This window comes from Shewanella sp. MF08487 (assembly GCF_050848685.1).
Taxonomy (GTDB): domain Bacteria; phylum Pseudomonadota; class Gammaproteobacteria; order Enterobacterales; family Shewanellaceae; genus Shewanella; species Shewanella glacialipiscicola.
Genome location: NZ_JBOZPB010000004.1, coordinates 11,831 through 38,344, shown reverse-complemented (window position 1 = coordinate 38,344; position 26,514 = coordinate 11,831). Strand labels below are relative to the sequence as shown.

Here is a 26,514-nt window from a genome sequence, read left to right as displayed (position 1 = left end):
CCATTCCGAGCGGGGTCACCTGATCCGGTTCAGTTTGATCTAAACAATTTTTGCCCCATTATCAGTTAGACCAAATACACTACAGTTTTGAGTTTCAAATCTGTCACAATTTCCTAAATTGCATATCTATTCAACTCATTGACCTCAATCTCAAGCTAAAATAAATAAGGACATTTCTAAAGTCATTTAGGGGTCAGTTATGTGGACGAAAAAAGGCCATCGAACTGGGCAGAAAAAGCCCTTTAAGCTCGAGGATATCTGGCGTATCCGCACTAGACTCGAAATCGAAGGTAATATCATGGAGCTAGCGTTACTTAATCTCGCTATTGATTGCAAGTTACGCTCGTGTGATTTACTCAGGATGAAAGTAAGGGATATTTCGTCAGGTGGTATTATCCAAAATCGTGTCCTTTATAGCCAAAGTAAAACGGGTAGAGAGGTACAATTTGAAATCACGTCACGCACGGCACAATCGTTAACCCAGTGGTTTATACACAGCCAATTAGCCATTTCAGACTATCTTTTCCCAAGTCCTCGAAAGTCGGGCAGACCAATGAGTTATAGCTGTTATTCAACAATCATTCGTCGTTGGGCATCACAACTTGGCTATGACTCTCACCTGTATGGAACTCACTCTATGCGAAGAACAAAAGCAACGTTGATCTATGCTCGAACAAAGAACATACGAGCCGTGCAGCTACTACTAGGCCATGTCAAGTTGGATAGTACCATTCGCTATCTAGGGGTAGAAATGGAAGATGCATTAAATATATCTGAAGATATAGAGTTTTGACGTTACCCGTAATAAGTCTATATACATCGGTAGGTTGTAAGGTTAGGCATGAGCAAAATGGAGAACCCTGCGCTGCAAAATAGATAGAAAATCTTATTTATAAGGTTTATATTAAACATAATTTTAATGACTTTATAAACCGAGCTATTGCTTGAGAGGATTCCATGTTTGCAGAACGCTTAGAACGAGCCCGTAAGGCTGCCGGGCTATCCATGAATGCATTAGCCAACGAGGTAGGACTGTCCGCTAACGCCATTAAAAAGTATGAACATGGCACGGCTATGCCTTCTTCTTCAAACCTACTAAAACTCGCGAAAGCGCTCGATGTGCGCACTGAGTACTTCTTTCGTCCAACGAAGGTGAAACTAGAGGGCGTAGAGTACCGCAAGCGTGCTAGTACACCAAAGAAAGTTTTAGACCGAATTAATGGCGATGTTTTAGAACAAGCTGAACGTTGGCAAGAGCTTTTAGAGTTGTATCCCGACTCAGTGAAGCCTATCCCTGAGTTTACTTTACCAAATGAGCTTCCTGAACAAATTACTAGCATAGAACAAGTTGAAGACTTAGCTATTCAAATGCGCCATGCTTGGGAGCTAGGGCTAAACCCTATTCACGATATGATCGATACCCTCGAAGCTAAGGGCGTGATGATTATTACCACGGATGTGGAAACAGATAAGAAGTTTGACGGTTTAGCGGGCAAGATTGGTAGCACTCCTGTAGTGGTGATCTCTACCGCCCAAAGTGGTGACCGTCAGCGCTTCACCTTGGCCCATGAACTTGGGCACTTAGTCGTGCATGGTCGTTTAGCTGAAGGGATTGATGAGGAGAAGGCTTGTAATGCCTTTGCTGGTGCATTTCTTTTACCTACCCAATCACTTATTGAACACTTGGGTGAAAAGCGCCGTCATATTGAACCGCGTGAATTACTGATGCTAAAGCACGAATACGGTATTAGCATGCTAGCGGCACTGTTTCGAGCTGGCCAATGTGGAATAATTACGCCTGCGACTCAGAAAAACCTATTTATGCTGTTTAGCAAAAATGGCTGGCGAACGGAGGAGCCAGGAAAAGCATACCCTCATGAATCGACTTATCTAGATAAGCAGTTGGTATATCGTGCTTTAGGTGAAGAATACATAGGGGAGTCAAAAGCTGCAGAGTTACTTGGCATGTCTGTTTCTAGCTTTCGTAAAGAACGAAAGTTGGAGGTGCCGACTCAAGCACAGTTAGCTCAGGAGGCTAGCCGTGCAGCAGCTGCTAATTAGTGATGCCAATATCCTCATTGACATGGAAGAAGGTGGTTTACTGGAAGCAATGTTTCAGTTGCCCTATGACTTTGCAACGCCAGATATTCTTTTTGTTGAAGAACTTGAAGAAGATCATCCCCACCTTCAGGATTTAGGGTTAGCGCTAAAAGAGGTTTCTGCAGAATCAATGATGTATGCCATGCAGCTAACGGGGACATATACCCAAGCGAGCCGAAACGATTGTTTTGCCCTTGCTTTAGCAAAGCAAGAACAGTGTCCTTTACTGACTGGTGATATGGCACTTACTGACTGGTGATATGGCACTGAGAAAAGCAGCAGAAAAAGAAGCTGCCATTGTTAAAGGCACAGTTTGGCTAGTAAGCCAACTGGTGGTTCATCAGCAAATCAATACCGAACAAGCGCGAGCAGCCTATAAGCAGATGCAAGCCAATGGCAGGCGTCTACCTTGGCATATCGCAGAACAAGCTTTAGTAGAACTAGAGCAAGTAAATTAATAATTAATAGGTTGCCCTCATAAAGTGCAATTTAGAACGATCAGGAATTCTAATAATGACAAGTTTACAACAACGTGCCGAACTTCAACGCCAAATATGGGCGATTGCCAACGATGTGCGAGGCTCAGTGGATGGCTGGGATTTTAAGCAGTATGTATTGGGTACGCTGTTCTACCGCTTTATCAGTGAGAACTTTGAAGTCTACATTACTGGTGGTGACGAAAGCGTTAACTATACAGCAATGGACGACAGCGATGAAAATATCATAGCGGCAAAAGATGATGCTATTCGTACAAAAGGCTATTTTATTCTTCCTAGCCAGCTGTTCAGCAATGTGGCGGCTAATGCACACAAAAACGAAAACTTAAATACCGATTTAGCTACTATTTTTGCTGCCATTGAAAACTCAGCCAATGGCTATGATTCAGAAAAAGACATCAAAGGCTTGTTTGCGGATTTTGATACCACCAGTAATCGTCTGGGTAATACAGTAGAGGCAAAAAACAAGCGCCTAGCCGCTGTGTTAAAAGGTGTAGCAGGTTTAACCTTCGGTAATTTTGAAGGCGGTTTTGAAAATAATCAGATTGATTTATTCGGTGACGCCTACGAGTTCCTTATTTCAAACTATGCCGCAAATGCGGGCAAATCCGGTGGCGAATTTTTCACGCCTCAGCACGTCTCAAAATTGATCGCGCAGCTCGCCATGCACGGCCAGACCAGTGTCAATAAAATCTATGACCCTGCGGCGGGTTCGGGCTCGTTGCTGTTACAAGCTAAAAAGCACTTTGATGCGCATATCATTGAAGATGGTTTTTTTGGTCAAGAGCTCAACCACACCACCTATAACTTGGCGCGTATGAACATGTTTTTGCACAACATTAACTACGACAAGTTTAATATTCAGTTGGGCGATACCTTAATCGAACCGCATTTTCTCGATGACAAACCCTTTGATGCGATAGTCTCTAACCCGCCTTATTCGATTAACTGGATTGGTAGCGACGACCCAACCCTAATCAACGACGACCGCTTTGCGCCCGCTGGTGTGCTCGCGCCTAAATCAAAAGCCGACTTTGCCTTTGTGCTCCATGCCCTAAGTTACCTATCAAGCAAAGGCCGCGCTGCCATTGTTTGTTTCCCCGGTATTTTTTACCGTGGTGGCGCTGAGCAAAAAATTCGCCAATACCTAGTAGATAACAACTACGTTGAAACCGTGATTTCATTGGCTCCAAACCTGTTTTTTGGCACCACCATTGCGGTAAATATTTTAGTGCTGTCTAAACACAAAACCGACACTACCACTCAGTTTATTGATGCTAGCGGCCTGTTTAAAAAAGAAACCAATAACAACACCCTAAGCAATGAGCACATTGAGCAGATCATCAAGGTGTTTGCCAACAAAGAAAACGTGGATCACTTTGCCAAATCCGTTGATTTGGATGTTATCGCAGGCAACAGCTACAACCTTTCGGTGAGCAGTTATGTTGAAGCGAAAGACAACCGCGAGTTAGTGGACATTACAGAGCTTAATGCCGAACTTAAAACTACCGTTGCTAAAATTGATGCGCTGCGCAGTGATATTGACGCCATTGTCGCGGAAATTGAAGGTGAGGAGGTTGAGGCATGAGCAAATTGACTTACATGGAGAAGCTACTTGAAGGCGTAGAAGTAGAGTGGAAGCCTATTGCTGATATTGCTGATATTTACGGTGGTCTTACCGGTAAGAGCAAGGCTGATTTTGAGAGTGGGAATGCTAAATACATTTCGTATAAAAATATTTTCAATAACATTGATGTTGACCCTGGCCAGCTGGAACTCGTAAAGGTGAGCGAGAATGAGCGTCAACATAAGGTTCGATATGGTGATATTTTATTTACAGGATCATCCGAAATTGCAGTAGAAGCTGGGATGTCTTCTGCGGTTACAATCGATTTCAAAGAACCTGTCTACCTAAACAGCTTCTCGTTTGGTGTAAGGTTCAATGATGATGTCAAGCTGATGCCTGAGTTCTCAAAGTACTTATTCCGTAGCAGGTTCATGCGGGCAGATATTGCCAAATCGGCAAGTGGAGTGACCCGCTTCAATGTATCCAAAGCCAGATTTAAAAAAATCCTAGTCCCTATCCCATGCCCAGATAACCCAGAAAAATCGCTGGCAATACAAGCTGAAATCGTCCGCATTCTGGACGCATTCACCGCCATGACCGCCGAGCTGACCGCCGAGCTTAACATGCGGAAAAAACAATACAACTACTACCGCGACCAGTTGCTAAGTTTTGAAGAAGGTGAAGTTGAGTGGAAGACGTTAGGTGACCTTGCAGAAAATCTGGACTCAAAGCGTAAGCCTATAACCAGTGGTCTGAGAGAAGCTGGCGAAATTCCATACTACGGTGCATCTGGTATCGTCGATTATGTCAAGGATTACATATTTGACGGTGATTACTTATTAGTCTCTGAGGATGGCGCAAATTTATTAGCCCGTAATACGCCTATAGCATTTAGTATTAGTGGTAAAACATGGGTAAACAATCATGCTCACGTGCTTAAATTTGAAACTTACGCGGAGAGGAAGTACGTTGAATACTATCTGAACAGTATCGACCTAACTCCTTACATTTCTGGAGCAGCCCAACCAAAGTTGAATAAGAAGAACTTGGAAAGTATAAATATTCCAAATCCAGCGCCTAAAGAAAAAGAACGCATTGTGGCTATCTTAGATAAATTTGATTCTTTGACCTGTTCAATTAAAGAAGGTCTGCCCCGCGAAATAGAACTCCGCCAAAAGCAATACGAGTATTATCGTGACCTGTTGTTGAGCTTCCCTGCCAGTCCGGCAGGCGGGCCGAAATCTCATTCAGATGAGGCAGCTTAATGAGTAAAATGCTAACGGAAATAGCAGCGCCAGTTATTCGAGATTGTCGAATAACTGCCAAAGATGGCAAGCATAAGGAGGCAGCCTAATGGTCTACCAACCGCCGTTTACCATTACCACCGATATTTTGAATTTAGTGGCACAAATCAGCCAGCAGGTGGGTGAATTAAACGCCAGCCAGCTCAATGCCTCGCCGCAACTGCGCAAGCAAAACCGCATTAAAACCATTACCGGTACGCTGGCGATTGAAGGCAATAGCTTAACTGAAGAACAAATCACCGCGATTGTTGAAGGTAAACCTGTGCTGGGTAGCGTGCGCGAGCTGGCCGAGGTAAAAGGCGCGATTGCCGCTTATGATGCACTGCCTACCTTTACACCTAGCGCCATTGACGATTTACTCACGGCTCACGGTTTAATGCTGTCAGATATTCTTGTGAATGCCGGTGAGTTTCGCAGTAAAGGCGTGGGTATCCATAAAGGTGGTGTGGTGCACCATGTTGCGCCGCCTGCCCATCAAGTATCTGGTTTAATGGCAGATTTACTCCAATGGCTTAAGCAAACAAAAGATCACCCATTGATCGCCAGTTGTGTATTCCATTACGAATTTGAGTTTATTCACCCCTTTGCCGATGGTAACGGTCGTATGGGGCGGTTATGGCAAACGCTGATTTTATCCAAGTGGCATCCGTTGTTTTTATCTTTGCCGCTAGAAAGTGTGATTAAAGACCATCAGCAAGCCTATTATCACGCCCTTGAGCAGGCCGATAACCAAGCAGACAGTACGCCGTTTATTCATTTTATGTTGTCGGTTATTCAGCAAACGCTGGCGCAAAACGCCTCTGTAAACGCCCTTCTAAATGAAGGTGAAAACGCCCCTGTAAATGCCCTTATCAATGTAACGGGCCTTAAAACGCCTGAGGCCATTTTAGCCTTGCTTACTAGCACGCCCGAGCTAACCCGACAACAGCTCGCTGATACCTTGAATAAAGACGTTAGAACCATTGGCCGTGCCATTAGCAAACTACAAAAAGAAGGCAGGTTAACTCGGGTAGGTTCAGATAAAACCGGCCATTGGCAAGTCACTGAATAATGCGATGCGGTGGCTATTTCCATTTTGGAAAACACCACGGCTAACAAAAAAGGATGTAAACGAATGACAACGTATAAAACGGTGGCAGAATCCAATAACTTTATTGTGTTAGATAAATACACTAAAGAGTGGCAGGTTAACGAAAGCTTTCAAAGCGAAGGTGATTTAGAACGTGAGCTGATTCAGGACCTAAGCAACCAGGGCTATGAGTATTTATCGGCACTAACCACGCCCGATGCCATGCTGGCGAATGTGCGCAAGCAGCTACAAGCCCTTAATAAGGTCGAATTTACCGATGCCGAGTGGGCTCGCTTTTGCGAGCAATACCTGAACACACCAAGCGACAATATTCTTGATAAAACTCGCAAAGTGCACAGTGACTATATTTTCGATTTTGTCTTTGATGATGGCCATATAGAAAACATCTACCTGTTTGATAAGAAGACCATTGCTCGTAACAAAGTGCAGGTCATTAAGCAGTTTGAGCAAACGGGAAGCCATGCCAACCGTTACGATGTGACGATTTTGATCAATGGTTTGCCTTTGGTGCAAATCGAACTGAAAAAGCGTGGTGTGGCGATCCGTGAGGCGTTTAATCAAATACATCGCTACAGCAAAGAAAGCTTTAATAGCGATCACTCCTTGTACAAGTTCTTGCAGCTTTTTGTGATCTCTAATGGCACCGACACGCGCTATTTTGCCAATACCACCAAGCGCGACAAAAACAGCTTCGATTTTACGATGAACTGGGCGAAGTCAGACAATACGCTGATCAAGGATTTAAAAGACTTTACCGCCACTTTTTTCCAGAAAGAGACCTTGCTTGAAGTGATCTTGCGTTACTCGGTGTTTGACGTCAGCAATACCTTACTTGTAATGCGCCCTTACCAAATTGCGGCTACTGAGCGCATTTTATGGAAGATAAAGAGCGCGTTTAACGCTAAGAACTGGAGCAGCACCGAGAGCGGTGGGTACATTTGGCACACTACGGGTTCAGGCAAAACACTCACCAGCTTTAAAGCGGCACGTTTGGCCACCGATTTAGACTGTATCGATAAAGTCTTCTTTGTGGTGGACCGAAAAGACCTCGACTATCAGACGATGAAAGAGTATCAGCGGTTCTCGCCTGATAGTGTGAACGGTTCAGACAGTACCGCAGGGCTTAAGAGTAACCTGGATAAAGACGATAACAAGATTGTCGTCACCACAATCCAAAAGCTCAACAACTTAATCAAAAGCGAAAGCGATTTAGCTATATACAACAAGCAAGTCGTTTTTATTTTTGATGAGTGTCATCGAAGCCAGTTCGGTGAGGCGCAGAAAAACCTGAAGAAGAAATTCAAAAAGTACTACCAGTTTGGCTTCACAGGTACGCCCATTTTCCCAGAAAATGCACTGGGCGCAGAAACCACGGGTAGCGTGTTTGGCCAGCAGTTGCACACGTATGTGATCACCGATGCCATTCGTGATGAAAAAGTACTCAAGTTCAAAGTGGACTATAACGATGTTCGTCCGCAATTTAAGAGCATTGAGACTGAGCAGGATGATAAGAAGCTTAGTGCGGCGGAGAATAAGAAAGCCTTCTTACATCCAATGCGCATTGGTGAAATCTCGCAGTATATTCTGAGCCATTTTAACCAGAAAACACATCGAGCCTATTCTGGCGCCAAAGGGTTTAACGCCATGTTTGCGGTCAGTAGTGTTGATGCGGCGAAAGCCTACTATGAAACCTTCAAAACATTGCAGGCCGAGGCTGAGAATGGACCTACAAGTAAACCTCTGCGCATTGCAACTATCTTCTCATTTGCTGCCAATGAAGAGCAGGACGCCATTGGTGATATTTTAGATGAGAGTTTTGAAGTCAGTGCCATGAACAGCAGCACAAAAGAGTTTTTGAGCGCCGCGATTAAAGATTACAACGCCATGTTTAAATCTAACTATGGCGTGGACAGTAATGGCTTTCAGAACTACTACCGTGACCTTGCTCAGCGCGTGAAGAATCAAGAAATAGATCTGCTCATAGTGGTGGGGATGTTTTTAACGGGCTTTGATGCGCCTACGCTTAATACCCTGTTTGTTGATAAGAATTTGCGCTATCACGGCTTGATGCAGGCATTTTCTCGCACTAACCGCATTTATGATGCGACGAAGACCTTTGGCAATATTGTTACCTTCCGTGATTTGGAACAGGCAACCATTGATGCAATCACCTTGTTTGGTGACAAAAACACCAAAAACGTGGTGTTGGAGAAGAGCTACAAAGAATACATGGAAGGCTTTAACGATATTGCTACTGGCCAAGCGCGTCGAGGTTTTGTTGATATCGTCAAAGAGCTGCAAGAACGCTTTCCAAACCCAGAAAATATTGAAAAAGAACAAGATAAAAAAGAGTTTGCCAAGCTGTTTGGTGAATACCTAAAAGCAGAAAATATTCTACAAAACTACGATGAGTTTGCTGGATTAAAAGCACTGCAAAGCTTAGATACCAGTGATGAACAAGCTGTTGAAGAGTTTAAGTCAAAGTACTATCTGGACGATGCTGACATCGAGGCAATGCAAACCATCGATATGCCGAGCGAACGTGCTATCCAAGATTATCGCTCTACCTACAACGATACCCGCGACTGGTTGCGACGCGATAAAGAAGGTCAGGATAAAGATAAGTCAACGGTAGACTGGGACGATGTGGTCTTTGAAATTGATTTGCTTAAATCGCAAGAAATCAACCTCGATTACATTCTTGAACTGATTTTTGATCACAATAAGAAGAACAAGAGCAAAGAAGGCTTGATTGAAGAAGTTCGTCGTATGATCCGCGGTAGCCTTGGCAATAGAGCGAAAGAGAGCTTGGTGGTTGATTTTATTAACCAGACAAACCTAGATGAGATCAATGACAAAGCCAGCATTATCGACGCTTTCTTCAAATTCGCCCAGGCGGAGCAGAAGCGCGAAGCCGATGCCATTATTGCCTCTGAAAAGCTCAATATCGATGCTGCCAAACGCTATATTGCGTCATCACTCAAACGTGAGTACGCCTCTGAAAATGGCACAGCACTTAATGAGGCACTGCCCAAACTTAGCCCATTGAACCCACAGTACCGAACCCAGAAGCAAACGGTTTTTCAGAAAATTGCCGCTTTTGTTGAAAAATTCAAAGGTGTGGGTGGGCAGTTGTAGTGATATGAAGAGCTCTTTTCACGTAGTTAATGCTTGATGAAAAGAGCTCGATATTTTTAAATTAGTGCTGTTTTTTTTCGAGATAGCAGATATGAATATTCAAATTAGTTTAATTATTATGCATTTTCTGGATAGGTCATTGGCCCACAAATGGAGCTAATAAGTAAAGCTACTAAATGATTTCTGTCCAGAAATTAGCTAGATTAGCTCTAAAGCAGTGGCCTTTTTTCGTTGGCCACAATAGTAATCAGTGGGAACCGATAAATCGAGTTAGGTTAGGAGAGTACCATACTGTTCACAGAGAAGACGGGACCATTTATCCAGACATGTTTTGGTATGACCCGACTTACAAATATGCAAGACCTGTTAGCTCAGGTGATATAAGTATCATAGTCAAAAGCATTAAGTATGTGATCACTAGATTAGGAAAACTTGATAGGAAATATAAAGATACTTTAATAGAGTCGCTTCTTCGTTACGTCCGTGCGTTTGATGAACAAAACCAGAACACCGCTGTTATGAGAGCTTGGGGAGCACTAGAGTGTGTAGCTGCTCCAAATGAAAGCAATTGTGACTCAGTAACTAGGCGCTGCGCATTCCTATTTGATGAGCACGAGTACCACAAACAGATTCTTGAAGATGTACGCGAATATCGGAACCGAAATGTACATGCCGGAGAAGAAAGTAAAGTAGCTAAAAACCATGGATTTCAAATTCAAAGGTATTTTAAGAAATTGTTGTTGTTCCATATTCATAACGCTGGCAACTTTGATGAAATTCAAGATGCTAATAGATTCTTAGATTTACCAACATGTAAAGTTAGCCTTTTGGATAATCAGAAAATCATTGAAAAAGCTCTTAAATTCAGGGGCTATGTCGCTTGACAAACTGTTTAAGAGTGATTTGCAACGCGTAGTATTTTTACTATGCGTTGCGCTTAGTGTTTAAGGTTGGTATGCGGAAGCATCAGTATTGCGTTGCTCACACCTTAACAGGGCGTTAATCCATAGAAATTTTTATCCGAAAATCTCAAATTAGAGCTAACAATCTAACAAGCTTATGTCCAAAAGTTAACTAGAAATTGATCAAATTTAATTGGCATAAAAATAATTAAGGAAGGCTTGTGTGCTAATGAAAATGATCAAGCTTTAGCAATTACACCGGTCAAATGATTAGCTTGACTATGCTTTATAAAAAATTGAATAGGAATAAGATGAAATTTTATGATCTACATACATCATATTGTTACTGTATAATTATTCACTTAAAGGTATCGATTTGAGTTAATATTATTTTAACGACATGAACTGATAAAGGCTGCTATGCAAAGTTTGGCTTTAATCTATGGCCCTGAATCATCGGGTAAAACGACATTGACGTTAGAAGTGATTGCCGCAGCGCAACGTCAGGGGAAAACCTGTGCTTTTATCGATGCTGAGCATGCACTAGACCCTATTTATGCAAAAAAATTAGGTGTAGATATTGATAACCTACTTTGTTCACAACCAGATACCGGTGAGCAAGCACTGGAAATTTGTGATGCATTAACTCGCTCTGGCGCTGTTGATGTTATTGTTGTCGACTCAGTGGCTGCCTTAACGCCTAAAGCTGAAATTGAAGGCGAAATTGGTGATTCTCATATGGGCTTAGCGGCGCGTATGATGAGCCAAGCGATGCGTAAGCTTGCGGGTAACTTAAAGCAATCTAATACGTTACTTATTTTCATCAACCAAATCCGTATGAAGATTGGTGTGATGTTCGGTAACCCAGAAACGACCACGGGTGGTAACGCACTGAAGTTCTATGCTTCTGTACGCTTAGATATTCGCCGTACTGGCGCGATTAAAGATGGTGATGAAGTTATTGGTAACGAAACACGCGTTAAAGTCGTTAAAAACAAAATTGCAGCCCCCTTTAAGCAAGCCGAATTCCAAATTCTCTATGGCCAAGGTATTAACCGTACAGGCGAGTTAGTCGATTTAGGCGTAGCGCATAAATTGGTTGAGAAAGCGGGTGCTTGGTATAGTTATAAAGGTGAGAAAATTGGTCAAGGCCGTGCCAATGCAGGCCGTTTCTTAACTGAAAATCCAGCCATTGCTGCTGAAATTGACGCTACTTTACGTGAATTGTTGCTCAGCAAAGGTGGCATACCTGCTACTGATAAAGTATCACATAGCGATGATAATGTTGATTTAGAGACAGGCGAAGTATTCTGAGCCAGTCTGCCCGTCAAATCGCGGTCGCGCTGTTAGCGCGCCGCGATTATTCCCGCCGACAAGTCCGCGATAAACTGCTTGAAAAAGGCTTCGAGCTCATTGATATCGAACCCGCACTCGATGCTTGTGAATCATCAGGTTTTATCAATGACAATCGTTATGCCGAGCTATTAGTGCGTAGCCACATTAGTCGAGGCCACGGAGCCATTCGAATCCGCCAAGCTATTGCACAGAAAGGCCTATCTAAAGATTGTATTGAAGCGGCTTTGACGAATAGTGATTGTGATTGGTTTGAGCTTGCAAAAGACAAAGCGATAAAAAAATACGGTATTCCACGCGTCACAGAGGTTAAGGGCTCAACGGCTCGCGATCTTATTGCCAAAGAGAAAGCTAAACGGGTACGTTTTTTAATGGGACAAGGTTTTAGCTACGATCAAATTAGTTATGCATTAGCTGTAGATCCTAATGATCTTGACGAGAATGATTAGTCGCCCAGTTTAAAAAATAGCAGTACAAAATAGCAGTATAAAAAGCTCATCCCCAAATATTCACATTTTTAGACTTTCTCACCTCATCCTGCAGTATATCTATTCGCTTAAACATTGCCGTTATCACTAAAATGACAGAGTCTTCGATTAGCATTTTTTGGATGTTTTGCTTCTCCCCACCTATCCTGACAGCTGGTGTTCACTCGCTAATAAAACACTGAGTGCTGCATTGGCAATGGGTCACTTATCCCGTTAGGTTTTGTAAATGGCCGCAATCTAGACATATAGCGTGAATCCCATTTGTGCAGGACGATTAATGAGCTTACATAAAGCGCGTTAAATAGTGGGTTAAATTCCCGTTAAATCCGCCGTTTTGGGCTGGTTTGGCGATATATATCCCTAATCAACACTGGTCGTTGCTTCTCAGTCTGCTTATAATGCTGGGCAAATAGAAATGCGGCTAGCCTAAGGCTTAGCTGGTAATGCTTACCCAATTCAGGACGATTTCATGTATCAAACTACAGCAGAGCTAAGAAGCGCTTTCCTCGAATTTTTCCGCAGCAATGGCCATCAAGTTGTGGACAGCAGTTCATTAGTGCCAAGCAACGATCCGACACTTTTATTTACCAATGCGGGTATGAACCAATTCAAGGACGTGTTTCTTGGCATGGACAAACGCAATTATAAGCGTGCGACCACTGCTCAACGTTGTGTACGCGCTGGTGGTAAGCATAACGATTTAGATAACGTAGGCTACACCGCACGTCATCACACCTTTTTTGAAATGCTGGGTAACTTCAGTTTTGGTGATTATTTTAAAGAAGAAGCGATTCGTTTTGGCTGGACGTTCTTGACCGAAACGCTAAAGCTGCCGAAAGAACGTCTGTGCGTCACTATTTATCAAACCGATGATGAAGCCTTTGAAATCTGGAATAAAAAGATTGGTGTTGCTGCCGAAAATATTATCCGTATCGGCGATAACAAAGGCGCAGCTTATGCGTCAGATAACTTCTGGCAAATGGGTGATACTGGCCCTTGCGGTCCATGTTCTGAAATTTTTTATGACCATGGCGATCACATTTGGGGCGGCCGTCCTGGTAGTCCTGAAGAAGATGGTGACCGTTTCATCGAAATCTGGAATATCGTTTTCATGCAGTACAACCGTCAAGCCTCAGGCGAGATGCTTCCTTTACCTAAGCCATCAGTTGATACTGGCATGGGGATTGAGCGTATTGCCGCGATTATGCAAGGCGTTCACTCTAACTACGAAATAGACATATTCCGTACTTTGATCGCTAAAGCGGCAGAAATCATCGGCGTCAGCGATTTATCTGAAAAGTCACTGCGAGTGATTGCCGATCATATCCGTTCATGTGCCTTTTTAATTGCCGATGGCGTTATGCCGTCGAACGAAGGCCGTGGTTATGTGCTGCGCCGCATTATTCGCCGTGCTGTTCGCCATGGTAACAAGTTAGGCGCGACTGAAGCATTCTTCTATAAGCTAGTGCCGTCTTTGATCGCTGTGATGGGCGATGCAGCAAAAGGGCTCGCTGAAACTCAAGCCATTGTTGAAAAAGCATTAAAAGCAGAAGAAGAGCAATTTGCCCGTACGCTTGAACGTGGTTTAGGTATTTTAGATACGGCCTTAAACGAGTTGAAAGGTGACACCTTAGACGGCGAAACTGTATTTAAGCTGTATGACACCTATGGCTTCCCAATGGATTTGACTGCTGACGTATGTCGCGAGCGCAACATCATTGTCGATGAAGCAGGTTTCGAAGTCGCCATGGCTGAGCAACGTAGCCGCGCACAAGCTGCCGGTAACTTTGGTGCAGATTATAACGCGGCGCTGAAAATTGATGCTGAAACCGCATTCAGTGGTTATACCGAATTAACTGGCCAAGCTAAAGTTACAGCGATTTATCAAAACGGTGAGTCAGTGACGGCTATCAAGGCGGGTGATGAAGCGGTTGTGGTGCTTGATGTAACACCTTTCTACGCTGAATCTGGCGGTCAAGTGGGCGATAAAGGCCAATTGGTTGCGAACGGTGTTGAGTTTACAGTAAACGATACGCAAAAGTATGGTCAAGCCACGGGTCATCAAGGTGCTTTATCTGTGGGTAGTTTAAGCGTTGGCCAAGTGGTTGAAGCTAAAGTTGACAAAAAGCTGCGTCATCGTACTCAATTAAATCATTCAGTTACCCATTTGCTACATGCTGCGCTGCGCCAAGTGCTTGGTACACATGTCACGCAAAAAGGTTCTTTGGTTGACCCTGAACGTTTACGTTTTGACTTCTCTCATTTTGAAGCCGTTAAAGCGGATGAATTAAAACAAGTTGAAGAATTAGTTAACACACAAATTCGCCGTAATCATGAGCTGAAAACCGCTGAAATGGGTATAGATGAAGCCAAAGAGAAAAGCGCTATGGCACTCTTTGGTGAGAAATATGACTCGCAAGTGCGTGTTGTGACTATGGGGGATTTCTCCATCGAATTGTGCGGTGGTACCCATGTTGGCCGCACTGGTGATATTGGTTTGTTCAAGATCACTTCAGAAGCGGGTATTGCAGCGGGTGTGCGTCGTATCGAAGCCGTTACCGGTGCAGCAGCAATGGCTTATGTGGCGCAGCAGCAAGCGCAGCTTGAAGAAGCGGCAGCCTTATTAAAAGGCGATGCTAATTCTGTGGTGGCTAAACTTAAAGCCCAACTCGATAAGATGAAGCAACTCGAAAAAGAAATGGCGCAGCTGAAAGACAAGCTAGCGGCTGCAGCGAGTGCAGACTTAGTGGGCGATGCCGTTGTAGTTAATGGCGTTAACGTACTGATCAAAAAGTTAGACGGCGTTGAGGCAAGTTCATTGCGCGGTTTGCAAGATGAATTAAAACAGAAATTGAAATCGGCCATTATCGTTCTTGGCACTGCGCAGGAAGGTAAAGTAAACCTGATCGCTGGCGTGAGTAATGATCTAATCAGCAAAGTGAAAGCAGGTGAGTTGGTTGCTATGGTCGCTGCACAAGTCGGTGGTAAAGGCGGCGGTCGTCCTGATATGGCTCAAGCGGGCGGTAGCCAACCAGAAAATCTGGATGCGGCATTGGCTCAAATATTACCTTGGATTACTGAGCGTCTAGCTTAAGAGGTTGCTGTGCCCCAAAAACGAAAGCTTAGTGGTAGCAAGCTTTTTGTGAAAAAGTTTGGCGGCACTTCGGTGGGTTCTATTGAACGTATCGAAGCGGTCGCTGAGCAAATTACAAAGTCAGCTCACAGTGGCGAACAACAAGTATTAGTCTTATCTGCTATGGCAGGAGAGACCAATCGCCTGTTTGCCCTCGCTGCACAAATTAATCCACGCGCCAGTGCGCGCGAATTAGATATGTTAGTGTCAACCGGTGAGCAAGTGAGTATTGCCCTGATGTCGATGGCGCTGCAGCGCCGCGGTATTAAGGCTAAATCTTTGACCGGCGATCAAGTGAAAATTCATACTAATAGTCAATTTGGCCGCGCCAGCATTGAGCGAGTCGATACTGAGTGTCTGCAATCTCTGCTTGATGAGGGTGTAGTGCCAATCGTCGCTGGGTTCCAAGGGATAGATCCTCACGGTGATGTTACAACATTAGGACGTGGCGGTTCAGATACCACAGCCGTTGCATTAGCAGCCGCTTTAGGCGCCGATGAGTGTCAAATCTTTACCGATGTTGCTGGGGTATTTACCACTGATCCTAATATCGATAGCAGTGCCCGCCGCCTCGATGTGATTGGTTTTGATGTCATGCTTGAAATGGCCAGACTTGGCGCTAAAGTGCTGCATCCCGATTCGGTTGAATACGCTGAACGTTTTCGGGTGCCACTGCGGGTTTTGTCAAGCTTTGAAGCTGGGCAGGGTACGTTAATTCAATTTGGCGATGAGTCAGAATTAAGTATGGCCTCGTTAGTCCAAGGCATTGCAGTGAATAAAGCATTGGCGACACTGACGATAGAAGGATTATTTACTACAAGTGAGCGCTATCAAGCCTTGTTAGGCTGCTTAACTCGGTTAGAAATCGATGTAGAGTTTATCTCGCCATTGCGGATACATGAAGACTCTCCCTCTGGTCGAGTGAGTTTTATGCTCGCTGAAGCAAAGGTGGAGACTTTGCTTAATGAGCTCGAAGGATTAAGCGAAAGCCTTGCTCTTGGACCATTGATTATTGAACGGCAACGTGCAAAAGTATCTTTAGTTGGCAAAGGTTTACAGGCGAAAATAGGATTGTTAGCTAAGATGTTAGAAGTCTTGGGTAATGAAACTATTCATGCTAAGTTACTCACGATGTCAGAGAGTAAATTGTCAACCGTTATCGATGAAAGGGACTTACAGAAGGCGGTACGAGCGTTGCATCACGCTTTCGAGCTAAATAAGGTGTAATTAAATAACCGTTTGCGTATTGAATACTATTAATTTGTACTAAGCTGACCTTATAATAAGCCCATCTACCGGATGAGTGCCGTGTGTAAGCTGAATTAAGAAATAAAGGAGCTATCGAATGCTGATTTTGACTCGTCGTGTTGGCGAAACATTGATGATTGGTGATGAAGTCACCGTTACAGTGCTAGGTGTAAAAGGCAATCAAGTGCGTATCGGTGTTAATGCACCTAAAGAGGTTTCAGTTCATCGTGAAGAAATCTACCAACGCATCCAATCTGAAAAATCAGGTACACCGTCGGAAGATGGAAACTTTTAATACTTTGTTCAGGCAAGAGTATAGCGGTAACAGAAGAGTCAGTTTTTAGCTGGCTTTTTTATTTTTAAGTTTAAAAGATTGGCGCAAATCAATACATTGGCTTGATATAACAGCAATGTGATTAAAAACAGTTCAAATGGAATCTGTTTCAGAAAAAGGGTTTGACTTATTTTCGTCAAACAGTAATATGTGCGCCAAGAAAACGGAGAGGTGGCCGAGTGGCCGAAGGCGCTCCCCTGCTAAGGGAGTATGGGCTTTAACTCCCATCGAGGGTTCGAATCCCTCCTTCTCCGCCATTTCTTACCGATAGAAAATAATGCGCGTGTAGCTCAGCTGGATAGAGTACCTGGCTACGAACCAGGCGGTCGGAGGTTCGACTCCTTCCACGCGCACCATTTTTTATTCAAGTGTGATATAAGATTAGATACAAGTCGCGCGTGTAGCTCAGCTGGATAGAGTACCTGGCTACGAACCAGGCGGTCGGAGGTTCGACTCCTTCCACGCGCACCATCTCTGCATTAGTTAATCTTTAACTCATCAGTTTTGAATTTCAATTAGAAATTTTGTAAATAGTTGCTTATAGCAAAGTATTAAAATGCGCGTGTAGCTCAGCTGGATAGAGTACCTGGCTACGAACCAGGCGGTCGGAGGTTCGACTCCTTCCACGCGCACCAATTTAGGTTAGTATGATTACGATAGTACTAATGTTTTACCGTTCAACATGCGCGTGTAGCTCAGCTGGATAGAGTACCTGGCTACGAACCAGGCGGTCGGAGGTTCGACTCCTTCCACGCGCACCAATTTAAGTTAGTATGATTGCGGTTGTACTGATGTTTTACCATTTAACATGCGCGTGTAGCTCAGCTGGATAGAGTACCTGGCTACGAACCAGGCGGTCGGAGGTTCGACTCCTTCCACGCGCACCAATACAGTTAATGAGATAATTCTTGTTAATGTACAGCGTTAAATGCGGAGAGGTGGCCGAGTGGCCGAAGGCGCTCCCCTGCTAAGGGAGTATGGGCTTTAACTCCCATCGAGGGTTCGAATCCCTCCTTCTCCGCCATTCTATTCTTTTAGTCGAGATGAATAGAATGATTTTACAAGATAAAAAGTGCTAGTGTAGACTTAATCTTGAAAACTACTTTAGCAAGTAGAACACGATTTTGCGCGTGTAGCTCAGCTGGATAGAGTACCTGGCTACGAACCAGGCGGTCGGAGGTTCGACTCCTTCCACGCGCACCATATAGATAAGCCCTGCAAGTAATTGCAGGGCTTTTTTATTTTTTAATCTGTAATGGTTTAACTCATTATATTTTTACCCGCTTAGGTTTAACCTTAACTTTGCATCATTATCTTTTGCCTTACTTATCTTGTCTGCTGATCATTCTATGGCTTAGCCATTTCGCTTTAAACACTTCTCTTTCTTAGGTTCAACTCACAGAAGAATCTGCTTTGCCTGTGTCGAGAGTCTATGATGACATTGGATACCCATGTCAGTCTCTCAGTGCTGTCTCAGCAGGTATTAGCTGTTCTTTAGTGTACATGTGTGGTGTTTACTTATGTCGACAGTGATGGGCTACGTGTGAGTTCATGAGTGATAGATCACGGGGGTGATGAGAATGAATGGTGAGGTGGTTCCAATACAGTGCAGTAGGTTGTAGTGTTTAGAATTGACTCGGGTTAAAGGCAGCATCTGGCTCAAGAGCGTAGATTAAGGCTCATAATTGCTCATAGATTGCAGCGATATAGATACAAGAAGGGCAGCCTAGTGGCTGCCCTTCATTCAGTTAGAACCAATCATAACAAGTGAATCAGAGTAAATGAGAAGCTTAAGCTTCTAACTTAGCGAACTCAGTTTTTTGTTCGTTGAGTTTGTCCATATCGCGTTTTAGCTCGCCCATCTTAGCGCGTTCTTTATCGATAACGGCTGGCGGCGCTTTAGCCACAAAGCCTTCGTTAGATAACTTGCCTTCGATACGAGCGATCTCTTGGCCGAGTTTTTCAAGCTGTTTATCGATACGCGCCATTTCGGCGGCCACATCAATTAAACCAGCCATAGGGATAAGTAGCTCCATTTCGCCAATCAAACCTGTAGTCGACATAGGCGCAGTCTCGCCATCGGCTAAAATGGTCATGCTTTCTAAACGGGCAAGGGTGGTGAAGAAGGTTTGATTCGCTTCAATACGGGCCTTATCCTGCGGGCTAACACCACGTAATAGGGCATTTAGCGGCTTAGAAGGAGCAATGTTGAGCTCGGCGCGAATGTTACGTACCGCGGTAATCACTTGCTTAACCCACTCTAAGTCGGCCATCGCTACGCTATCGACTTTTGCAGCATCAAATGCAGGGAACGGCGCAAGCATAATGGTATCCCCACCTTTAGGTGCTGATACGCCAGCCAGCGGTTTAACGCGTTGCCAAATGGTTTCAGTGATATACGGCATCATAGGGTGCATCAGGCGTTGCATCGCTTCGAGCACTGTCACTAAGGTGTGACGGGTGCCGCGCATTTGCGCTTCGCTGCCGTTTTGTAATACCGGTTTAGTTAACTCTAAGTACCAGTCACAGAACTGGTTCCAAGTGAACTCATACAGGGTATTGGCTGCTAAGTCGAAACGGTAGGCTGTCATGTGATCGTCAAAGGTCTTAACGGTTTGATTGAACAAGCCAATAATCCAGCGATCGGCCAACGACAGTTCCATTTCGCCGCCTTTGTGCTCTGGTGAGCCTGGGCCGCAATCTTGATCTTCTGTGTTCATCAGCACGTAGCGTGAGGCGTTCCATAACTTGTTACAGAAGCTACGGTAACCGTCTAAGCGCTTCATGTCCCAGTTGATGTCACGTCCCGTTGATGCCATTGCTGCAAGCGTAAAGCGCAGTGCATCTGTGCCGTGGGCTTCGATACCGTCGGCAAATTCTTTGCGGGTGCTCTTTTCAATCTTGGCCGCCAGCTGTGGCTGCATCATGTTGCCAGTACGTTTTTCAACTAAATCTTCAAGTCCGATACCGTCGATCATGTCTAATGGATCGAGTACGTTACCCTTAGATTTTGACATCTTGTTACCCGCTTCATCGCGGATAAGGCCGGTTACGTAGACAGTTTTGAACGGGACTTGTGGCTTGCCGTCTTCATCTTTGATGAAGTGCATGGTCATCATGATCATACGGGCAACCCAGAAGAAGATGATGTCAAAACCTGTCACCAACACGTCGGTTGGGTGGAAGGTTTTTAAATCTTCTAAATTGTCAGGCCAGCCGAGTGTAGAGAAAGTCCACAGGGCTGAGCTGAACCAAGTGTCCAGTACGTCTTCGTCTTGGCGCAGTGTCATTGAGTCGGCGATATTGTGCTTAGCACGGACGTCGGCTTCGTTGCGGCCAACATAGACTTTACCGTTTTCGTCGTACCATGCTGGGATGCGGTGACCCCACCACAATTGACGCGAAATACACCAGTCTTGAATGTCACGCATCCACGAGAAGTACATGTTCTCGTATTGCTGCGGAACAAATTTAATGCTGCCATTTTCAACGGCTTCGATAGCGGTTTTCGCCATTGGCGCAACAGCCACATACCATTGGTCGGTTAGCATAGGCTCGATAACCACACCTGAACGATCGCCATAAGGCACTTTCAAGGCGTGCGGCGCGATTTTTTCGAGCAGCCCTAAAGTGTCAAATTCAGCGACGATAGCATCACGGGCTTTAAAACGGTCAAGTCCGGCAAAACGTTCAGGCAGGCTGCCATCGAGCGTTTTGTTAAAGGTACCGTCAGAGTTCACCACTTCGGCACTTGCACGAATGGCGGCATCTAAGGTCAGTACGTTGAACATGGGCAGGTTGTGACGTTTACCGACTTCATAGTCGTTAAAGTCATGGGCTGGGGTGATCTTCACACACCCTGTACCAAAGGCCATGTCTACGTAATCGTCGGCCACGATAGGAATGCGGCGGTTAACAATCGGCAATAGAATAAACTTACCGACTAGCGCTTGATAGCGTTCATCATCGGGATGCACTGCAACAGCACTGTCGCCGAGCATGGTTTCTGGACGCGTGGTAGCGACTTCTAAATAGTCTTTACCATCGGCCGTCAGTTCACCGTCGGCCAGTGGATAACGCAGGTGCCACATGTGACCCTGCTTTTCTTTGCTTTCCACTTCTAAATCAGAGATAGCCGTGTGCAGCTTTGGATCCCAGTTGACCAAACGCTTACCGCGATAAATCAACTCGTCTTCGTACAGACGTACAAACACTTCTTGCACGGCTTTGGATAAGCCTTCATCCATAGTGAAACGCTCGCGGTCCCAATCAACAGAAGCGCCCATACGACGTAGCTGCTTAGTGATAGTGCCGCCCGATTGCGCTTTCCATTCCCACACTTTATCCATAAAGGCATCGCGACCTAAGTCATGGCGATTTTTGCCTTCTTCGGCCTCAAGCTTACGCTCAACCAACATTTGGGTGGCGATACCCGCATGGTCAGTACCTACTTGCCATAGGGTATTTTTGCCTTTCATCCGTTGGTAACGGGTCAAGGTATCCATGATGGTGTCTTGGAAAGCGTGGCCCATGTGCAAGCTGCCCGTCACGTTGGGTGGCGGGATCATGATGCAATAATTGCCTTGGGATTCATCGCCGTGTGGCTTGAAGTAACCTTGCTCTTCCCAGTTTTGGTAAAGCGTTTGCTCGATGGACTGCGGATCGTATGTTTTTTCCATGGGAACGTGTCTGTCTCAAACTAATTAAGTGGATGTGTTGCTAAGTCTTGGGTCTGTAGATTGACCCCTAAGCCGCGATACTGTCGATAACGTTCGCGAGCGACCGCTTTATGCTGATCGTCATTGGCAACAAAATCGATAATGTGGCCAAAGTTTACCGCAAATGGGGGCGCTTGGTCTGCAAGATTAATCAGAACTTGGCGACTTTTGTTGGCGCCGAGGCGATCAAAACCAATTTCAACTGGCGATCCCGTCATCGGACCTTCACCTTTGAGGTTATGTGGCACAAACGCACTGGGTTCAAACTGCCATAAAAGTTCATCAATTGCATGGGCTTGCTGCTTGTCTTGGCAATGAATATACACCCATTGTTGCTTTACAAAAGCCTGTTGCGCCAGTTGGCATGCTAGAAGGTGCATTGCGTAAAGTGCAGGGTTTGTATTCGCTGTTACAACGGGTGAATTTGTCGTAGCCCTGGCAGACGATGCCACCGGCGGCATAAGATAAAATAACACTTGAGTCATGATTTCAATGCCTTGCTTCATTTGTTTTCGTGGCGAACCAGAGGAGCAGTTTACACTAAAAGCCAGTATGGGTTAATGCTTGGCTTAGCTTCGGGCTTAGGTTTTATTAATCATTATTTTTCAGTTTTCTTAACTCAAGTCAGAAATTGCTTTTCAGCATGAAATAAAAAAGGCGAAGATTGTTATCTTCGCCTTTGATTCATCGAGCCTTTAACAAGCTAAGACCAGATAGTCGGCTATTCGCCTACTTCAACGCCAGCTCGATTGATCAAGAACTGAGTCAATATTGGCACTGGACGACCCGTAGAGCCTTTATTCGCTCCGCTATTCCATGCAGTGCCGGCTACATCTAGGTGAGCCCAGTTGTATTTTTTAGTAAAGCGCGAAAGGAAACACGCTGCCGTAATTGCACCTGCTGGACGGCCACCTAAGTTGGTCATGTCAGCAAATGGGCTATCGAGCATATCTTGATACTCATCCCATAATGGCATGCGCCATGCGCGGTCACCACTTTGCTCACCGGCGCTTAATAGCTCGTGTGCTAGTGGATTATGTGATGAGAACAGACCTGAGGCATGTTTACCAAGGGCAATCACACAGGCGCCTGTTAGCGTTGCTGTGTCAATCACCAGTTCAGGATTGAAACGCTCAACATAGGTTAAAACGTCACATAGCACTAAACGACCTTCAGCATCAGTATTTAACACTTCAACGGTTTGGCCCGACATAGTGGTCAGAATATCACCTGGACGGTAAGCGTTACCTGATGGCATGTTTTCACAGCCCGCCAGAATACCTACTACGTTGATAGGTAACTTCATTTCACAAATGGCTTTCATGGTGCCAATAACACCCGCTGCGCCGCCCATGTCGTATTTCATTTCGTCCATGGCTTCGCCAGGTTTCAATGAAATACCACCCGAGTCGAAGGTTAACCCTTTACCGACTAATACGATGGGTTTTTCAGTGCTATCGACAGCGCCCTTGTATTCCATCACAGTCATGATGGATTCGTTGGCACTGGCGCGACCGACTGCAAGGTATGAGTTCATGCCCAGTTTGGCCATTTGCTCTTCACCGATAGTGGTGACATGCAGAGTGTCGTGTATTTCAGCCATTTGGCGAGCTTGAGAAGCTAAATAGGCTGGATTACAGATGTTAGGTGGCATGTTGGCCACATCGCGACATAAATGCATGCCTGCAGACACTGCCATACCGTGCTCGATGGCGCGCTCACCTAAGGTTAATTCACGGCGAGTCGGGACATTGAAAACTAATTTACGCAGTGGACGGCGAGTTTCACCTTTGCGGGTCTTCAGGGCATCAAAGCTATAAAGACTGCTATTAGTGGTTTCAACCGCTTGACGTACTTTCCAATACGTATCGCGTCCTTTCACGTGCAGTTCAGTTAAGAAGCATACGGCTTCCATTGAACCCGTTTCGTTAAGGGTGTTGATTGTTTTAGTGATGATTTGCTTGTATTGGCGTTCGTCTAGTTCTCGTTCTTTGCCACAACCCACTAATAATACACGCTCACTCAATACGTTAGGAACGTGGTGCAGCAATAGCATCTGGCCAGGTTTGCCTTCCAGATCGCCGCGGCGCAACAAGTTACTGATGTAACCTTCGCTAATTTTATCTAATTGCTCAGCGATACCTGATAGACGTCGGGGTTCATAAACACCGACCACAATACAGGCTGAGCGTTGTTTTTCGGGGCTACCGCTTTTTACGCTAAACTCCATGAGCACTCCTAGATTCTTAAAGACAAATTTTTATATTTATTAGATAATGTCTGCTTGTCCCGAAAAGGGCCTAAGTTACTACTCCAAAGGTGATTTATTCTCGGCGCTTAAGCCACGTATTTAGTGACGTTAAGTTTACCTATAACCCCTGAAGTTGGTCAGAAAACTATCAAAAGTAGTCAGTTTACATGAAAGTTAGTCTGTTACCAGCAAAAAGATAAGTTTAGAGACCGGAACCTGCCTGTGATTGTATTTAAATACCTAATTCGAGAAGTTTTAAAGGCACAAGTTGCGGTACTTTTAGTGCTGTTAACTATTTTTATTAGCCAACATTTCGTACGTATATTGGCCGATGCCTCCGATGGTGATTTCCCTGCCTCCTTAATTATGACTCTGATCGGGCTTAACTTGCCTTATCTGGTGATTTTAGTCCTACCTTTAAGTTTATTTTTGGGAATTTTACTGGCCCACGGCCGTATGTATTCTGAAAATGAGATGGTCATTCTCCACGGTGTTGGTGTTAGCGAGTGGTATGTCACCCGAGTGACCTTAATTCTTGCTGTAATCAATATGTTACTTACTGGATATTTATCCCTTTATGTCGCGCCTTGGGCTGAAGAGCGGCAAAACCAAGTGCTCGAAAAAGCCCAATCTGAAGCTGGGCTTGCGGCCTTAGTGCAAGGGCGTTTTCAAGCGAGTCCCAATGGCCGCGCTGTATTGTTTGTAGAGCGTATTGGCAAAGATAACGAGCTAGAGAAAGTGTTTGTCGCACAGCTACCCGATCCCGATGACGAAACTGGGGTCGCTAACGTAGTCGTGGCTAAGGGTGGACGTGTTCAGGAAGACAGTTTTGGTGCGCAACAACTGAATTTGAACGATGGCGTGCGTTATCAGGGTAGCCCTCGTTTGAAAGACTATCAAGTGCTTGAATTTGCTGGCTACAACATGCAAATCAAAGAGCAGCAAATCGATGAGCGTCGGCGTAAATTATCGGCACTGCCCGTTGATGAGCTAGTTAAAATTGAAGGCGCGGAAGCGGTTGCAGAGTTTCATTGGCGTTTAGCGATTCCGCTGGCTATTCCGATCATGACCTTGATTGCTGTGCCGCTAGCTAGAGTGAATGTACGCCAAGGTAAATTCGCTAAAATGTTCCCCGCAATACTACTGTACCTTGGCTATTTTGGTTTGATGGTCGCGGGACGTAAGGCATTACAAGATGGCATTATTCCACTGTATTTAGGCATGTGGTGGATCCATATTTCGGCGTTATTAATGGGAATATTTTTACTCGGTAAAGACAGACCTATTTTTAGTCGGATATCGATCCTGCTCGCCCATAAGAAGGTGGCGGCATGAAGATTTTAGACCTTTATATCGCGCGGATATTGTTAAGCACTTCGGCGCTTTGTTTGCTGGTATTGACGGGGTTATCGGGCATTATTAAATGGGTTGACCAACTGCGTTTAGTGGGGCGCGGCACCTATAGCATGATGGATGCGGGCATCTATGTGCTGTTTTTAGTGCCACGGGATATTGAAATGTTTTTCCCGATGGCTGTGTTGCTGGGTGCGTTGATTGGCATGGGAATGTTAGCATCGAACTCGGAACTTGTGGTGATGCAAGCTTCTGGCATGTCACGTTTGCAGATCACTCTGTCGGCGATGAAAACCGCTGTGCCATTAATGTTATTGGTTATGGCATTAGGTGAGTGGGGCGCGCCCATTGCGGAGCAAAAGGCCAATGAACTACAAGCGGTTAAACTTTCTGGCGGGAGTTTAATTAAATCCCACCGTGGGATTTGGGCTAAAGATGGTGATTTTTTCGTTAATATTGGTGAAGTTGAAAAGATCAACAAACTCAACAATATTACACTCTATAAGTTTAATAGTGAGTTAAAACTCACTAACGTGGTGCATGCTGAACGCGCGGTTTTTGTTGAGAACAGTTGGCGTCTATTTGATGTAAAACGTACCGACTTAAGCTATGACAGAGTCATTCTAGAACACCACGAAGAAGAACAATGGCAATCAAGTTTAACCCCAGATAAGCTCAGTGTGGTATCGGTTAAACCTGAAGCGTTATCGATTCGTGGTCTGGTCGGTTATCTCGATTATCTTAAAACCAACAGTCAAGATCCTAGCCGTTATGAGCTCGCTTTGTGGCGCAAGATCATGCAGCCAGTGACCGTTGCAGTAATGATGTTAGTGGCGCTGTCGTTTGTGTTTGGCCCGCTACGAACTGTGACTATGGGCGCGCGGGTATTACTTGGGGTCGTGGCAGGTTTCAGCTTTTATATTAGTAACGAAATTTTTGGCCCAATGAGTATAGTGTATGAGCTACCCGCCTATGTGGGAGCAGTAGCCCCCAGCTTGTTATTTACCAGCGTTGCTTTTTACTTTATTCGGCGATAAT

18 protein-coding genes, 8 tRNA genes and 1 pseudogene are annotated in these 26,514 nt (G+C 44.9%); 24 read left to right on the top strand and 3 right to left on the bottom strand.

The window, feature by feature from the left end:
• The first annotated feature begins 199 nt into the window (after positions 1-199).
• The 22 genes and pseudogenes from ACRN9H_RS03990 to ACRN9H_RS03885 all read left to right on the top strand — a co-directional run bounded on the left by ACRN9H_RS03990 (position 200) and on the right by ACRN9H_RS03885 (position 18,357).
• Positions 200-793, top strand: a complete 594-nt coding sequence (locus tag ACRN9H_RS03990; protein WP_012588474.1) for a tyrosine-type recombinase/integrase — start codon at positions 200-202, stop codon at positions 791-793.
• Between the two features lie 164 nt (positions 794-957).
• Complete coding sequence (locus ACRN9H_RS03985) at positions 958-2,061, top strand: helix-turn-helix domain-containing protein (RefSeq protein ID WP_014620969.1); 1,104 nt, start codon at positions 958-960, stop codon at positions 2,059-2,061.
• Positions 2,042-2,359, top strand: a complete 318-nt coding sequence (locus tag ACRN9H_RS03980) for a PIN domain-containing protein (protein WP_227257086.1) — start codon at positions 2,042-2,044, stop codon at positions 2,357-2,359. Before ACRN9H_RS03985 ends, ACRN9H_RS03980 begins: the two co-directional genes overlap by 20 nt.
• Position 2,360: 1 nt before the next feature.
• Positions 2,361-2,558: a hypothetical protein gene (locus tag ACRN9H_RS03975; RefSeq protein ID WP_227257087.1), complete on the top strand. Its 198-nt coding sequence runs from the start codon at positions 2,361-2,363 to the stop codon at positions 2,556-2,558.
• 55 nt (positions 2,559-2,613) lie between these two features.
• Positions 2,614-4,185: a type I restriction-modification system subunit M gene (locus ACRN9H_RS03970; RefSeq protein ID WP_319867736.1), complete on the top strand. Its 1,572-nt coding sequence runs from the start codon at positions 2,614-2,616 to the stop codon at positions 4,183-4,185.
• Positions 4,182-5,429: a restriction endonuclease subunit S gene (locus ACRN9H_RS03965; RefSeq protein WP_432312553.1), complete on the top strand. Its 1,248-nt coding sequence runs from the start codon at positions 4,182-4,184 to the stop codon at positions 5,427-5,429. Before ACRN9H_RS03970 ends, ACRN9H_RS03965 begins: the two co-directional genes overlap by 4 nt.
• Before the next feature lie 88 nt (positions 5,430-5,517).
• Positions 5,518-6,519 carry a Fic family protein gene (locus ACRN9H_RS03960; protein WP_319867732.1) on the top strand — a complete coding sequence of 334 codons (1,002 nt, stop codon included), beginning with the start codon at positions 5,518-5,520 and terminating at the stop codon, positions 6,517-6,519.
• 63 nt (positions 6,520-6,582) lie between these two features.
• Complete coding sequence (locus ACRN9H_RS03955; RefSeq protein ID WP_432312552.1) at positions 6,583-9,696, top strand: HsdR family type I site-specific deoxyribonuclease; 3,114 nt, start codon at positions 6,583-6,585, stop codon at positions 9,694-9,696.
• 176 nt (positions 9,697-9,872) lie between these two features.
• Entirely contained in the window at positions 9,873-10,580 is a 708-nt protein-coding gene (locus ACRN9H_RS03950) for a hypothetical protein (protein ID WP_432312551.1), read from the top strand.
• A 453-nt stretch (positions 10,581-11,033) separates the two neighbouring features.
• Positions 11,034-11,912, top strand: a pseudogene (recA, locus tag ACRN9H_RS03945) (recombinase RecA); the annotation flags it as partial.
• 17 nt (positions 11,913-11,929) lie between these two features.
• A complete protein-coding gene (locus tag ACRN9H_RS03940; RefSeq protein ID WP_432312680.1) occupies positions 11,930-12,400 on the top strand; it encodes a regulatory protein RecX in 471 nt (156 codons plus the stop codon).
• A gap of 508 nt (positions 12,401-12,908) precedes the next feature.
• Positions 12,909-15,533, top strand: coding sequence for an alanine--tRNA ligase (gene alaS, locus ACRN9H_RS03935; RefSeq protein ID WP_432312550.1), 2,625 nt, complete (start codon positions 12,909-12,911; stop codon positions 15,531-15,533).
• A gap of 9 nt (positions 15,534-15,542) precedes the next feature.
• Positions 15,543-16,799, top strand: coding sequence for an aspartate kinase (locus ACRN9H_RS03930; protein ID WP_432312549.1), 1,257 nt, complete (start codon positions 15,543-15,545; stop codon positions 16,797-16,799).
• Positions 16,800-16,917: 118 nt separating this feature from the next.
• Positions 16,918-17,115, top strand: coding sequence for a carbon storage regulator CsrA (gene csrA / locus ACRN9H_RS03925; protein ID WP_076496509.1), 198 nt, complete (start codon positions 16,918-16,920; stop codon positions 17,113-17,115).
• A gap of 204 nt (positions 17,116-17,319) precedes the next feature.
• A tRNA-Ser gene (locus ACRN9H_RS03920) sits at positions 17,320-17,411 on the top strand.
• Positions 17,412-17,433: 22 nt separating this feature from the next.
• Positions 17,434-17,510: transfer RNA gene (locus ACRN9H_RS03915), tRNA-Arg, on the top strand.
• Between the two features lie 38 nt (positions 17,511-17,548).
• A tRNA-Arg gene (locus ACRN9H_RS03910) sits at positions 17,549-17,625 on the top strand.
• Positions 17,626-17,712: 87 nt separating this feature from the next.
• Positions 17,713-17,789: transfer RNA gene (locus tag ACRN9H_RS03905), tRNA-Arg, on the top strand.
• 49 nt (positions 17,790-17,838) lie between these two features.
• Positions 17,839-17,915, top strand: a tRNA-Arg gene (locus ACRN9H_RS03900).
• Between the two features lie 49 nt (positions 17,916-17,964).
• Positions 17,965-18,041, top strand: a tRNA-Arg gene (locus ACRN9H_RS03895).
• A 45-nt stretch (positions 18,042-18,086) separates the two neighbouring features.
• Positions 18,087-18,178, top strand: a tRNA-Ser gene (locus ACRN9H_RS03890).
• 102 nt (positions 18,179-18,280) lie between these two features.
• Positions 18,281-18,357, top strand: a tRNA-Arg gene (locus ACRN9H_RS03885).
• Positions 18,358-18,944: 587 nt separating this feature from the next.
• On the opposite strand, the gene ACRN9H_RS03880 is transcribed toward ACRN9H_RS03885, so the two are convergent.
• The 3 genes from ACRN9H_RS03880 to pepA form a co-directional block, all read right to left on the bottom strand.
• Positions 18,945-21,833 carry a valine--tRNA ligase gene (locus tag ACRN9H_RS03880; protein ID WP_432312548.1) on the bottom strand — a complete coding sequence of 963 codons (2,889 nt, stop codon included), beginning with the start codon at positions 21,831-21,833 and terminating at the stop codon, positions 18,945-18,947.
• Positions 21,834-21,853: 20 nt separating this feature from the next.
• A complete protein-coding gene (locus ACRN9H_RS03875) occupies positions 21,854-22,357 on the bottom strand; it encodes a DNA polymerase III subunit chi (protein ID WP_432312679.1) in 504 nt (167 codons plus the stop codon).
• A 236-nt stretch (positions 22,358-22,593) separates the two neighbouring features.
• A complete protein-coding gene (pepA, locus tag ACRN9H_RS03870; RefSeq protein ID WP_432312547.1) occupies positions 22,594-24,102 on the bottom strand; it encodes a leucyl aminopeptidase in 1,509 nt (502 codons plus the stop codon).
• Positions 24,103-24,345: 243 nt separating this feature from the next.
• Between pepA and lptF the strand changes: the two genes are divergently transcribed.
• A complete protein-coding gene (gene lptF / locus ACRN9H_RS03865; protein WP_263187752.1) occupies positions 24,346-25,458 on the top strand; it encodes an LPS export ABC transporter permease LptF in 1,113 nt (370 codons plus the stop codon).
• Positions 25,455-26,513, top strand: coding sequence for an LPS export ABC transporter permease LptG (gene lptG, locus ACRN9H_RS03860; protein WP_432312546.1), 1,059 nt, complete (start codon positions 25,455-25,457; stop codon positions 26,511-26,513). Before lptF ends, lptG begins: the two co-directional genes overlap by 4 nt.
• Position 26,514: the final 1 nt, after the last annotated feature.